Source organism: Aerococcaceae bacterium DSM 111021 (assembly GCA_020112395.1).
Lineage (GTDB): Bacteria > Bacillota > Bacilli > Lactobacillales > Aerococcaceae > Ruoffia.
Genome location: JACCEK010000002.1, coordinates 578531 through 592264 on the forward strand (window position 1 = coordinate 578531; position 13734 = coordinate 592264).

General features: G+C 35.7%; 14 protein-coding genes. 3 read left to right on the forward strand and 11 right to left on the reverse strand.

The window, feature by feature from the left end; translation table 11 throughout:
* Window positions 1-23: 23 nt before the first annotated feature.
* The 3 genes from HYQ40_09005 to HYQ40_09015 form a co-directional block, all read right to left on the reverse strand.
* Window positions 24-935, reverse strand: a complete 912-nt coding sequence (locus HYQ40_09005) for a hypothetical protein (GenBank protein ID MBZ6527915.1) — start codon at window positions 933-935, stop codon at window positions 24-26.
* Between the two features lie 124 nt (window positions 936-1059).
* Window positions 1060-1566, reverse strand: coding sequence for an NUDIX hydrolase (locus HYQ40_09010; GenBank protein MBZ6527916.1), 507 nt, complete (start codon window positions 1564-1566; stop codon window positions 1060-1062).
* A 12-nt stretch (window positions 1567-1578) separates the two neighbouring features.
* Window positions 1579-2436 (reverse strand): GNAT family N-acetyltransferase, encoded by an 858-nt coding sequence (locus HYQ40_09015; protein MBZ6527917.1) that lies wholly within the window; start codon window positions 2434-2436, stop codon window positions 1579-1581.
* A gap of 91 nt (window positions 2437-2527) precedes the next feature.
* On the opposite strand from HYQ40_09015, the gene HYQ40_09020 reads away from it, so the two are divergent.
* Both HYQ40_09020 and HYQ40_09025 read left to right on the forward strand, forming a co-directional pair.
* Complete coding sequence (locus HYQ40_09020) at window positions 2528-3154, forward strand: HD domain-containing protein (protein ID MBZ6527918.1); 627 nt, start codon at window positions 2528-2530, stop codon at window positions 3152-3154.
* Between the two features lie 165 nt (window positions 3155-3319).
* Window positions 3320-4060 carry a superoxide dismutase family protein gene (locus tag HYQ40_09025; GenBank protein ID MBZ6527919.1) on the forward strand — a complete coding sequence of 247 codons (741 nt, stop codon included), beginning with the start codon at window positions 3320-3322 and terminating at the stop codon, window positions 4058-4060.
* A 690-nt stretch (window positions 4061-4750) separates the two neighbouring features.
* Here the strand turns inward: HYQ40_09025 and HYQ40_09030 are convergent.
* From HYQ40_09030 to HYQ40_09050, 5 genes are all read right to left on the reverse strand, one after another.
* Window positions 4751-5188: a hypothetical protein gene (locus HYQ40_09030; GenBank protein MBZ6527920.1), complete on the reverse strand. Its 438-nt coding sequence runs from the start codon at window positions 5186-5188 to the stop codon at window positions 4751-4753.
* Between the two features lie 108 nt (window positions 5189-5296).
* Window positions 5297-6112, reverse strand: coding sequence for a metallophosphoesterase (locus tag HYQ40_09035; protein ID MBZ6527921.1), 816 nt, complete (start codon window positions 6110-6112; stop codon window positions 5297-5299).
* Between the two features lie 111 nt (window positions 6113-6223).
* Window positions 6224-6517 (reverse strand): ATP-binding cassette domain-containing protein, encoded by a 294-nt coding sequence (locus tag HYQ40_09040; GenBank protein MBZ6527922.1) that lies wholly within the window; start codon window positions 6515-6517, stop codon window positions 6224-6226.
* 41 nt (window positions 6518-6558) lie between these two features.
* Window positions 6559-6882, reverse strand: coding sequence for a nucleotide pyrophosphohydrolase (locus tag HYQ40_09045; GenBank protein ID MBZ6527923.1), 324 nt, complete (start codon window positions 6880-6882; stop codon window positions 6559-6561).
* A complete protein-coding gene (locus tag HYQ40_09050) occupies window positions 6875-8533 on the reverse strand; it encodes a DUF2075 domain-containing protein (protein MBZ6527924.1) in 1659 nt (552 codons plus the stop codon). The genes HYQ40_09045 and HYQ40_09050 overlap by 8 nt, the downstream gene beginning before the upstream one ends.
* 195 nt (window positions 8534-8728) lie before the next feature.
* On the opposite strand from HYQ40_09050, the gene HYQ40_09055 reads away from it, so the two are divergent.
* Window positions 8729-9808, forward strand: a complete 1080-nt coding sequence (locus tag HYQ40_09055; GenBank protein ID MBZ6527925.1) for an FUSC family protein — start codon at window positions 8729-8731, stop codon at window positions 9806-9808.
* Between the two features lie 79 nt (window positions 9809-9887).
* Here the strand turns inward: HYQ40_09055 and HYQ40_09060 are convergent, their stop codons facing one another.
* From HYQ40_09060 to HYQ40_09070, 3 genes are all read right to left on the reverse strand, one after another.
* Complete coding sequence (locus tag HYQ40_09060; GenBank protein ID MBZ6527926.1) at window positions 9888-10895, reverse strand: sugar kinase; 1008 nt, start codon at window positions 10893-10895, stop codon at window positions 9888-9890.
* A 244-nt stretch (window positions 10896-11139) separates the two neighbouring features.
* Window positions 11140-12558 carry an MFS transporter gene (locus HYQ40_09065; protein ID MBZ6527927.1) on the reverse strand — a complete coding sequence of 473 codons (1419 nt, stop codon included), beginning with the start codon at window positions 12556-12558 and terminating at the stop codon, window positions 11140-11142.
* 82 nt (window positions 12559-12640) lie between these two features.
* Entirely contained in the window at window positions 12641-13723 is a 1083-nt protein-coding gene (locus tag HYQ40_09070) for a Gfo/Idh/MocA family oxidoreductase (protein ID MBZ6527928.1), read from the reverse strand.
* Window positions 13724-13734 lie beyond the last annotated feature (11 nt).

Genomic DNA, 13734 nt, shown 5'->3' on the forward strand with positions numbered 1-13734 from the left:
TGTTGCTGATGGGGATATTTAACTTATTCTCCGCTATATCTCAATGAATTCTCATACGTTAATTGGCGGTCATGGAATGCCTGGATTTCTGCTTCAATACTTGGGTAAATTTCTTTTACTACAACATCTTCACTGCTAGCACTATTTTGAGCTTCTTGATATAGTGACAGGACTTTATCGGGTCCTGCTTGATTCAGTCTTCCATAAGTTAATTCTGAATTAGCGATAATAATCGAACTAATTGCACTGTATGTTTCATAGTTCTCATTACGCAATAGATTTAAATCAGGGTATTCATTCGCAATATCTCGGTACAATTCTAAGTATATATCTTCGCTACCGGCTTCTTGATGAGTGTGATATCGATTGACTAAAAATTGACTATCGACCTCACGTAATTGTTCACGGTTAATTGGTTGTTCTGTAATCATATTGTCGTGGATTATATAAGCAAGCTCTTCTTCAGCATTGCGGTTAAACGTCACTTCTGGCTGAGGGATTAAGATATCTTCATTCTCATCATAGACAAAGTAGAAGGTTTCAGTCGTCATGGCTGCTTCTTCTTCACCATAACGCATTGAATAATCATTAATATTTGTGTTAAGAATATAAAGTGTTCTCTCTGAATTATCGTCAATACCATCCACTTCAAAGTTCTCTTCAACTTGAGTCATATCAATAGTATAGTAGACTGAGCCATTGTAATCATCAGTTATTATCATTTGGTTACCACGCAAGATAGCCGACTGACTCGTCATGTCACCTTCATACGACCAGACACCTTGAATCTCTTCTGGGATTCCTTCAAACTCATTCAACTCTTGGGCCAATATTAATTCCGGTTGCTCTAGCATCATCGATTGATCATGGGCTGTTACATTGATAATAGCTATCGTACATAATAAAGCTAAAACAATATCACGAATACGTCTCATCTAATCCCTCCCTATTGCTTGTTATACCAATTATAGCAATCATTCAAAGGGAATGGTGTGAAGTTTACTTGAAGATTATGACGATATTGTGACATTAATTAAGATATGCTACATGACTCGGTATTTATCTATTCTGCTTAATGTCGTTAATTTTATCGATGACTTCAGCTGATAAGCGTACCAAGCTATCTTTGTGTGCAATTTCTAACACTTGGGCTTCACTCATCCACTGGTAACCTTGCGTCTCGCCTTCTTGAAGCTGAATCGCGTCTTTTTTAATATCAGTTATACAATAGTAGTCGCGTTGTAAATAATGTTTCTCTTCCAACACATTCACAGGACTAATCTCATATAAGACATCGGCTTGTATGCCTGTTTCTTCCCATAACTCGCGCCTAGCACCTTCTTCAAAGTCTTCACCTTTAATTGTGCTTCCCCCTGCGCTCAGTTCATATTCACCCGCGCAACTCGCCTTGTCCTCTGAACGCTTCATAACTAAATAATCACCATCAGTGTGTTGCACAATAATATTAATAATTTTGTGATACGCTCCTTGAGGAAGCAATTCTCCTCGAACGTGATCCGTCTTCAACATTACGCCACTGCGATTATATAAATCCCACAATTCCATAAAGCACCTCCTCTATTCACTTAAATAGATTACTTCTGATATAACTTCAAAGCCATTTTTCTGATATAAATACTTGGCATGTTCATTCTCTTTCTCAACAGACAAACGAAACGGTCTTTTCGATTGTTTAGATAATTGTTCCATCATTATATAGATTCCTTGCGTACCAACGCCTTGTCCTTGATACTTAGTATCTACAGCTAAGCCAAATAGATAATAGTAATCATCTGTTATATTCACAGAACTCGACCCTACAATCTTCTCGTCCTCATTCAAAAATACATAGATAGCATGTTCAGCGTCACCAATACTACCTTCTGCATAAGTCATAGCCTCTTTGAATGAACTATCGAATGCTTCTGATTGAAACGAGGCAATATTATGCGCATCATTCATAACCGCTTCTCGCACACTTATCTGACCTTCTACAAACGATTTATCCAGCCTCTCATCAGCTTGCATAATATATTCAGTCTCATCCCAATTAATTTGATAAGCATCTTGTAAGTAAGCTGTTTCTTCTATAAAACGTCTTTCACTAATATAAACAATGTTATCTATATCGTAGGCTTGTACTATACTTTTAGCATTTTCAATTAACACCTTTGCGATACCTTGTCGTCTATACTCTGGATGAACGATAACAGATAATTCTGCTTCTTCGGAATTATCTGCATAAATTGATAAAAATCCGACTAATACATCCTCCTGCCAAGCAAACTGAAAAGCTGGCATTGATTGATCAAAGTTAAACCGACTGTCTAAATAAATATCCCGATACGTTTGGTCATGTTCTTGAATAACCGCCTCTAACTCTGTCACGCTAGCAATGAGTGACTCATCTAAAGTTATTTTTTCTTCTATTCTCATCTTATTCCCCTAATATTTTTACTTAAATCCAATTTTAGCACATTTAATTCTAACTATGGTATACTATCAAAAAATCAATTGAGGTGTTAATATGATAAATCCTAAATTAGTTGAATATATTGAAGCAAATATAATTCCTCAATACAAAGCCTATGATGGTGCTCACCAGCCAGATCACGTCTATCAAGTTATCGAAAATAGCTTGGATATCGCGAAGAATTATGCGGTGAGTTTAAATATGGTATATGCTGTTGCTGCCTATCATGATATTGGCTTAAAGTTTGGACGCCAAGGACATGAATCATCATCTCGGAAGATTATTGAATCTGATTTTGTCTTAAGAACATTTTTTAATGATAATGAGATTAAAATTATTGGGCAAGCTGCAGAGGACCACCGTGCTTCCCTTCCTTATGAACCTCGTTCTCTTTATGGAAAGATTATCTCGGAAGCTGACCGTGATATAGATTTTGAACGTCTTCTTAGCCGAACAATTCTATATAGTTTGGATCATTACCCTGATTTTGTTAAAGAAGCTACTTACGAACAAGTATACGCCCATATGAAGGAAAAGTATGGCCCTTCTGGTCGAATCAAATTATGGTTAGGCTATGAACCTAACGTCCAAAACTTAAAAATAGTTCATGAGATACTCGCTGATGAAACAGCTTTTCGAAAAGCCTTTGAACTTTTATATACTAAGTATAAGAATAATTAATCGATTACCCAACATTATTTAAGGATACTTTTTGTCCCTAAGTAATGTTATTTATTTGCAGCAAAGGTCATTTTACTGCCACTTAATATACAAATGCATATTAAGTGACAGTGATTTTTTAACGTGTTAGCATGTGTATAAGATAAGAAAAGGGAGATTGATATCATGAAAAATTTTAAAAAACTAGTGACACTAACAAGTGCAGGTTTACTATTAAGTGCATTCAACCCTTCTACTATGACAATTTTTGCAGAAGAAAGCTCAGATAGTGTTGAAACGACTGAAGGAACAGAGTCAGAAGCAACAACTGAAGAATCAGCTGAGTCAACTGAAGAATATGCATTTGAAGTTGAAACAGACGTAATTAATTCAGACGAAGAAGTGATCGGTACAGCAACGTTCAGAGAAGACCAAGAAGGATTAGTTACTGTAGAATTAGAGTTAGAAGGTCTTGAAGAAGGTGAATTTGGTATGCATATTCACGAAGTTGGTTTAGCAACAGCTCCAACATTTGAAGATGCAGGAAGCCACTTCAACCCTACTGATGTTGAACATGGAACCGACTCAGAAACAGGTCCTCATGCTGGAGACTTACCAAACTTAATGGTTGGAGAAGATGGAACCGTGAGTGAAACCATTGAAATTCCTGATGTAACCCTAGATCCTGAAGGTGAAAACACATTGAATTCAACGGATGGAACAACTTTAATTATCCATACAGAAGCAGATGATTATGAGACTCAACCAACAGGTGATGCTGGAGATCGTCAAGCTGCAGCAGTTATCTTTGCACCATTAGAAGATAGTGAATTTTATGAAGCAGAATCTGACCAATCATCAGATGAAGAAAGTTCAATTGATTCAGAAGAAGCACCAGAAGAGTCTTCTGAAGAATCAAGCGAATAATAGAACCTTTCGGTAAAAGTATGACATAATTTAAGGCATGACCAAGTTAGCGCGGGACTCTCCCTCCAACTTGGTCATGCCTTTTTTGAATGTAGCAGCGTTATCGGATTGCATAAAGTTAACTGAAACCATATTTTACATTCTTCCGGTTAATCGTTTTTGCTAGAAGAATTGGCTTTATCATCCTACCAGTATCAAATATATCGAAATGATTGGGTAACGGTGGATTGACTACCATACCAGTTTTCATATGAGAGGTAACAAGGTCTTAACTACCATACCAGTTTTCATATGAGAGGTAACAAGGCCTTGACTACCATACCAGAATTCATATGATAGGTAACGGAGCCTTAACTACCATACCAGTTTTCATATGATAGGTAACGAAGGCTTGCCTACCATACCAGTTTCCATATGATAGGTAACAGTGCCTTAACTACTATACCAGTTTTCATATGAGAGGTAACAGAGCCTTAACTACCGTACCAGTTTTCATATGATAGCTAACAGAGCCTTAACTTCCATACCAGTTTTCATATGATAGGTAACAGTGCCTTATTACTCATTCTACCAGCTAACCCCAAAACATAAAAAGCATGGTCGAAAGGATAAGGTTTATAACCTACTACCTATTCAATCATGCTTTTTCGTTTGGTTTATAAATGTTTAACCTGCCTCATTTAACTATAGCTACTCTCTAAATTCCCCTTGATTATAACGACGTATATTCTGTTCTCCGTCAATTGTTCGGTCAATGAGCATTACAGTTATTGTGACGAAAATAAATGTATAATTAATCGGGCTAAGGTAGGACAGTAATAACCCGGAAATTCCTCCCCAAATTAAAGCTTTACCTAAATAGCTCTTTAGAAGTCTTGTAAAGAAGCCTTCTACATCTTCAGTTGTGACTAATGTTTGTCGAGTAAATAATGCTTTTGGCAAATATGGACGTAGTTGATTCAAGATAGCTGAGTGAATAATCAGAAAAAACCCCAGAATCATAACAATAATTCGATACGCATTATCCATTTCATTTAATCGTAGATTTGCATACAAATAGTAATAAAGTATAGGAAGTAAAGTCAGTGATCTCAGTAGAATACTCACGCCAACATTTTTCCAATTCATATTGATCTCCTTTATATAATAAATGCGTCAGTCTTACTTATAGTTTACCATAGTAAAACATAAAAAAGCTTAGCCATTTTGTATATGGCTAAGCTTTAGACGTTATTATCAATGTAAATCGACAACTACAATTTCAGGTGGGTTGAAGATTCTTGGAAATTGTTGATTTTGAACCATTAAACCACGGCTCACAATCATTTTTGACCCATTCGCTAACTCATATTCTCCACCAGCATACTTTGGAAAGATGCCTTGTTGTGGTGAATATAGACCATTAATTAAACCAGGTACACGGAATTGTCCACCGTGTGCGTGTCCTGATAAAATGAGATCAAATGGATATTTTTCATAACGTTCAACTTGTTCAGGGCGATGACTAATTAATACATTAACGTATCTAGTGTCCAGATTCTTACCAACTCGCTTCAATTGCTTGCTGAATAAGCGTTTATTTTGCGCATCATCCACACCGTTAATAATTACACTTGTCTTTCCAATTGGCACTTCTACACTATCACCTTCAAGCACTTGAATATTCATCCCTCGGATTAAGCGTTTAAAGCCTGCAAGGTGCTTCATTCGTAATTCATGGTTACCCGTTACATAGAATGTCGGATAATGACGCCCTAACCAGTCTAATAACACTGTTGCTGGATGAACATCACCAACATAATCATAGATATCTCCGCCTAAAAGCACAATATCGGGTTTTTGTTCAGCAATGTGTTCAATTAATGTTGTTTGCTTTTCACCAAACTGATTATTATGTAAGTCACTCAAGAATAGAATCCGAATATTATCATGTACTTTACTGCTCTTTACATGATATTTTTTAATCTGAATCGACGTATCAAAGGCTTTACTTGCGACAGCGATGCCAGAAAAAGTTAAAGCTAATTTAGTTAATGTCTTCATTTTCATCATCTTCACCCACTCCCCTATAACTTACTATTTTACTACGAAAACCTTCTCATTTAGATTATATTTCACTTATAAAGTAGTCATAATCTTTTCGTTTACTCAATGGAACCTCATTTAAAGTATATGATGAAGTGTTTGATTGTCAATTTTATAGATTTGTTGAGCCACACGATTAACAAATTCGTCATCATGTGATGTGAATATAACCGTTCCAGGATAGTTTTTAAGAAATACCTCAAGTGCCTCAATTGTAAAGACATCTATAAAGTTCGTAGGTTCGTCTAAGACCAAGACATTTGTTGGTTTAATAAACATCTCTGCCATCGCGACACGAGTCGCTTCTCCTCCACTTAATTGTTTTAATGGGGTCTGAAGTTGAATTTTATTAAACCCCAAGTTACTTAACACCGAACGAACAAATGCTTCATCAAAATCAGTTTATCCATTAACTACAATTCAGTATACTTATCCTTCTTATCTTTACTCTTAGCTACTGGGTATTTTTCATTATTCTTAATTAACTTTCGCTCAATTAATTCATCAATGTCTAAATTAAGGTTATCAGCTAACATATAACTGTAGATTAAAACATCCGCTAATTCATCTTTGATCTGCTCGATATCTTTAATACCTTCTTCGGCTGTTTTCCATTGGAATACTTCTAACAACTCAGACGCTTCTAAGGTAATTGATAAAGCTAAATCTTTCTCATTGTGAAACTGACGCCAGTTGCGCTCATCACGAAATTGATTGACTCGGTCTATACTATTCATTTAATTCATCTCTTTCTTCTTGTAGTTTTAGTAGTTTATTTCGAAGCTTTTCATTGACTGCATATATTGCCAAACCATACACTCCACGCTTCATTAAGACATTAATCGAATTTAGGATAATGTGTTCTTTATGGTTATTTCTCTCATTTATATCGCTAAAACGATTACCACCACTAAAAGCGCCTGTATCTTTATATTTTTCGACAGCAATAACGAGTTCTTTCTTTTCCTCATCATAATCAACAGAAGGGCCAAGTACTACACCGACAAAATTTAAATCAAAGCCTTGCACAGTATAGATTGATCCCACTTCATCAATCGTCTCCGGTCGCTCTGCCCATGTAATACTGGAATCTGTCGTATTCCAAGGCATATTTAACCCTTCTTCATCGACATAATAAGTCGATCCATCTTTTTTATGTAAGTAATCGAAGGTCGAGACAATGCGGGACAAGCCCATCATTATATTCGCTTCTCTTATATATTCTTTCAATTCATTGGCACTCTTCATGATTCTCAAGTCAAAGTTCTCCGTATTCGCTGGTAAGTGTAAAACTTGTTTTTGAACAAAACTGTCTATCCAATGAATGATTTCCGGGGAAGCTAGCATACGGAATTGATTCGTGAGATTATACTCGTGAGATTGATAGCCATCCAACATCTCACTTAACCGATCACGATCCCAATGGTTCTTCATTCGCAAAACTTGTTTATCATCGAATATCACAATGGTAATTTTGGACCGTTTGATAATTTCTTCAAGGTGATTTTGATAATTAAAGTTATTGAAGGCATCTTTGTTTGATAATAGAAGATGAGCTTCATCTACTAAGACAATATCCGCTTGCTTTTCCGTGTATTTATTTACAAAGGTCGTCGGCTTTTCAAAGCGGTTCTTAGCCAAGTGAGGAAGACTATTTGCGATATTTTGATACGTTTTAATCATCTCACCATGATTAACCAACAAATAATTATCGGTCTTATATAATATGGATGATTTATCCTTTGATAATTCTTGAATTGTATTAAAAAGTGAAGAGAGTACAACGCTTTTACCCGTCCCAGCTTCCCCATGAATAACAAAAACCTGATGATCCTTTGTACTTAAATTCTTTCTACAAAAATCTAATATTTCCTGCTTTAACTCCAATTGTTCCTGTGATAACTCTTTGAAAGGTGAAAGCTTATAGATATCCTTATTTTTCAGGACATCTGTCGAGCTTTTGGCTATGCCATTGACTCTTAAAGCTTCCCACAGATTTTCAAATAGTTCTTCATTATAATATTCTTTTTGGTAATAATTATGCATTTGAGTTTGGGTTGTTTGGCTGATATTCTGTAGACTAAACTGCTCATCAGCTATAAAGTAATTAATTAAATTTGTTTCAATATTATACGTAGCAGACTGGTTAAAGTGCGCATGACCAATGAGCAACGTATCGGTTAATTGTTTACGCTTTTTGTCTTCAAGATGTTGCTTCATTCGCCGGTGTGCATGCACTGTTTGACCTATATAAGCTTTCGGTCGGGTTTTATTTTCACTTTTATTATATAGGATATAAACGACAGGGTAATTATTAATGAAAACTGATTCTATTCCTTTTATATCCTCATAAGCAAACTTTGAATGTTCAATAATAATATCGTTCATAATATACCTTTCTCACATAGTTATAGTCCTTAGAATGTATCAATTATAGCTTGATAATTCAACATTTCTTTTTCTCATATTACCATATCCCCTCACGGCGCATGTTATAATAGACATATTGTATATAAGTACACAAAATATATATCATATATGCTCACCGGGTGTGCGAAACTGAAAATAAAGGAGTTGTTTCAAGTGCAAGAGTTGTTACATAGTATTGTCCACTATAATCGTCCTAAAGATAGTAAAATGCGATTAATTTCAGCTGGAATATGTATCTTAGTGATTAATATTACCGGGTATATGTTAGGTAATTATTCTATTAATAGCTTAGGTACTCTCGGCGTCTTTACTTTTTTACATTATTCACCTAACGAAAAAAATCGGATTATGAAGCGACTAATTTTCGTTGGTATGTGTATTATATTGAGTCACGCTTTAGGTATGATTTCCACTTTATCTATTTGGCTACCGCCTTTAACTATCGGTGTGATAGCTTTCGGAAGTCGATTGCTATTTAGGATATTTCAAATTGATAAACCTGGCGATATTTTTATTATACTAGTAGCTGCTGCCGGTTCAACGAATCCTTTACCACTCGAAGAAATGCCTATGCTCAGTTTGTATGTTACCTTTGGTGTTGTGATATCTGTCATCATGGGCTACGTCACACTAAAAGTAGAAGGCATGCCAAAACAATCTCTACGATTCAACACTAATATTATGAGTAAAATTCGCCAAGATCCTCGGGTTATTGTCGATAGTTTCTATTATGCAGCCGCATTGTTCTTCGCTAGTTATGTCAACATCGCTTTAGGTCTTGGAGCATATAGTTGGATTGTTGTCTCTTGTTCTGCGATTTTACAGGGCAATACGTTATTACAAATTGTTAGTCGAAACTTTCAACGTATTATTGGAACAATCTGCGGGTTAATCTCAGCAGTCTTATTACTATCGATTCCGATAAATGCTTTAACAAAGATAACCATTGTTGTAATATTTTACATGATTGTTGAATATTTTATGCCTCGGAACTATTCAATTGCGATTTTTTTTGTTACTAACATGGTCTTATTACAGATGACTTTAAACGATCCTTATATCTGGCCAGAATTACTCAAAGTACGCTTTCTTGGTATTATTATTGGTAGCTTGTTAGGCGTTGTAGCAGCGGTTATACAGTACCGTTTCTATCACTTTTATAGCCAATCAATCATTAATGAGCGAACCTATGATGGAGATCTCTTTACACACCCTATTGATGAGGTTGAGTAACGAATAAATACTAAAAAACCAGAGTATAAGGGCATTGAATCGCCTTTATACTCTGGTTAATTTTTTACTTATATTGCCTCTAACGTACAACGTTGGATGTATTTACCATGAATGCTTCAATCTCTGATAACGAGAATAGATTGACGTCGCCACTTACCGTATGTTTTAACACAGAAGCTGCCATTCCAAATTCAACCACAGATTGTAAGTCATTTTGATGAATAAACCCGTGAAGAATACCTGCAGCATAACTATCCCCTGCACCAATTCGATCCACAACTGTATCCATTCTATATTCTTTAGACTCATAAGCATCTTGATTCACTGTATCCCATATGTAACCAGTCATTTCATAACTATTCGGCGTCGTCATATGACGATTCGTTCCGTATAAGTATTTAATGTTTGGATATTTCTCAGCAATTTGTTTCATATAATATTGCCAGCAACCCGGCTCTTCTTCTACTTCAGCAATATCCATAAAATGAATCGCATCTAATTTTCCAGCATTTAAAAAATCTACATAAGGCAACACTTCTTCGTATACCCCACGTGCTTCGTCATGGGACCACATCTTCTGGCGATAATTCATATCAAAGCTTATAATAATACCACGTTCTTTAGCAGCTTTGATTATCTCTACGCCTAGAGTATGCCATCTCTCCGATAATCCTAGCGTAACTCCTGTAATATGAAGCAACGTTATGTCTTCGAATAATTCATCCATTTCCCATTCAATATCTTCCATCATTGATATAGAAGAATAAGCACGATCATAAATCACTGAAGATGGACGTAACCCTGTTCCTACTTCAACAAAATAACTTCCTAAGCGATGTCCACCATAGACAATATCATCACAATCTACACCCATACCTCTAAAGTGGCGGACTAGATTATGTGACATACTATTGTCAGGAATCTTTGAAGCGAATTTTGTTTTATGATTCAGTTGTGCTAAATTGGCCATCACATTTGCTTCTGCACCACCATATGTCAAATCTAACTGTGTTGAATTCAATAGTCGTTGCCCTCGTTGTGATGATAGACGGATCATACATTCGCCAATCCCTAACACTTTCCCCATTTTACCCCTACTTTCTTAATTAGAAACAATATAACTTAAAAAGAAACTTCCTATTTTATTATATCGTAACAACATCATTAAATGAACTGAACATTCTTATTTCTTCTGTATTTAATCATACAACAGCTTAATGCTTTCCTAATAGGAAAATTAACCCATATTTTATTTAATAAAATAGCAACTTTTCAAAAAAGTTGCCATTTTATCTTATATATTTAATCGTTTACAAATTTATTAAATTGAATTAACCATTTCTTCTTTCGCTTAACGTTTGTTGGTTATCTAATGTTCTTTGTTTAGATAACGGATAAACGAACAGTAAAATCATTGCACATGCGAAGAATCCTAGAGCAGGTGCTAAGGTTGAAATATTATAGATACCTGTTAACACTTCTGGAGTTTGTTGAGCTGCACCTGATTCATATCCAACAAATGTTAATGCCCAACCAGCTAATCCTCCTGCTAAAGCTTGACCAATCTTACGCGCAAATGAGTTTACAGCATATACTGTTCCATCATCACGGTTATGATTTTTTACTTCTAAGTCATCAATAACATCAGTAATTGTTGCCCAAACTAATACGTTAAAGATATTTAATGACATAAATGCTAATGAAGATAGAGCAATAAATACTACAACACTATCGGTTTTCATAAAGAATAACACTAAGTTTAGAGCCGACCCGATAGTCATACCAATAATTGCAGCTTCTTTTTTACCAATCTTACGACCCAAATACGACGCAATAGGTGTCACTAAGATAATTGTTCCAATTGGATTAATAAAGTTAATCATTGAAATCGCAGTTGAACTTCTAAAATAATTTGGGAATAAGTAGTTATACATTGATTGCATTAAAATCATCGTCATCAATAAGAAGATAGATGATCCAGTAATCGCTAACAATGAACGACTTGTCAAAATACTCTTCAAAGTTGTTACTAATGATACTCTACTCTCGCCTTCAACAATTGGCTTGTCAATCTGAACACGTTCTGTTGTAAAGTTATAACAAATCATATAGAACACAACTGCTAATAATGCAAATACTCCTGCAATAATTGTAAATCTTGACCCATCTTGAACAACTTGGTTACCATTTGCATCCTGTGTAAAGATAATTAGTGGAACTAGAACACCAATAAATAATTGTGCAAGTGTTGCTCCAATCGTTCTAAATGCAGATAATTCTGTACGTTCTGCTGGATCAGGTGTAATAGCAGATGCCATCGATCCATAAGGTATATTAATTGCTGTATACCCAATACTTCCCCATAAAATATAAGTCGCATACATATAAATAATTTTTGCAGTTAATGATGCATCAGCCATACCAGCTTGATACATTAAGAAACTCGCGATAGCAATTGGCCCCGCAACACGACGAATCCATGGTCTAAATTTACCATTCTTTGTCGCTGGCATACGGTCAACGATGGTCCCCATACCAACATCAGTAAATGCATCTATAATTCTAGAAACAACGAACAACGTTCCTACCATTGCGGCTGGAATCGCTAACACTTCTGTGTAAAAAACCATTAGGAAGCTACTTGCCATTGTAAAGGTTAGATTATTAGCTAAATCCCCCGCAGCGTATCCTATTTTATCTCTAATACCAAATTTCGGTAAGTTATGTTTACTTACAGCATTATTTCCCATCTTTTTTGCCCCCCAAAAATAATAAATGGCAGACTCTATTTTATTTAATTAAAATAGAGTGCCATAAAATGCTTAATTACGTCTATCTAATTACTTGTGCTTCTTCTTGAGCTACTAAACACAACTCTTGTGCTTTAAAGATATGCTCTTGTGTCATTGCGTTCTCTGTACGGTTAATCGAATCAAGGATTAATTCACCAAAGAATGGGAACCCAACTTTACCAGCTACATGATGTTCTTCAACACCATCATGTGTAACAACGTACACATGGTCTCCAGATACTTCTTCTTCACCTAAGTTAACGTATTTACGAATCTCGATGTAACCATCCGTTCCAGTAATGAACGTACGGCCGTCTCCCCAAGTAGGTAATCCATCTGGTGTAAACCAGTGAACTTTAAAGAAGAAAGTCGCTCCGTTATCACCCACTAACGTTGCATCACCATAATCTTCTAATTCTGGTGTACTAGGGTTTGCATAATTTGCAACCTTGCTATGTAATACTTTAGCGTTCTCGTTACCTGTAAAGTATAGGAATTGTTCAATCTGGTGGCTTCCGATATCGGCTAGAATTCCACCATATTCCTCTTTATTAAAGAACCAGTCTGGACGTTTTTCTTTATCAAGACGGTGTGGGCCGAATCCAGTTACTTGAATCACATCACCAATGCGTCCTTCTTTAATTAATTGACCAGCATAAACTGCTCCCTCAACATGAAGACGCTCGCTAAAGTAGACGAAATATTTACGTCCTGTTTCTTTAACAACTTCTTTTGTTTCATTCAATTGTTCTAATGTAGTGAACCCTGTTTTATCTGTAAAGTAATCTTTACCCGCTTTCATTACTTTGTTACCTAATGCACTACGTTTGTTAGGTATAGCAGCTGCTGCGACTAATTTAATTGATTCATCATTTAAGATAGTATCAAGTGAATCCACCACTTCAACCATTGGGAATTGTTCCGTATACTCAGCTACCTTCTCAGGATCTGGATCATAAACATATTTCAATGTTGCTCCAGATTCAAGTAAACCATTACTCATCCCATAGATGTGTCCATGGTCCAAAGCAGTAATACCTACGTTAAATTCACCTGGCTCAACTACTTTATTCTCAATGCCTTTTGGTGCATAATTCATGCCATCTTTTTTCTGATGTGCCATTTACTCAGCTC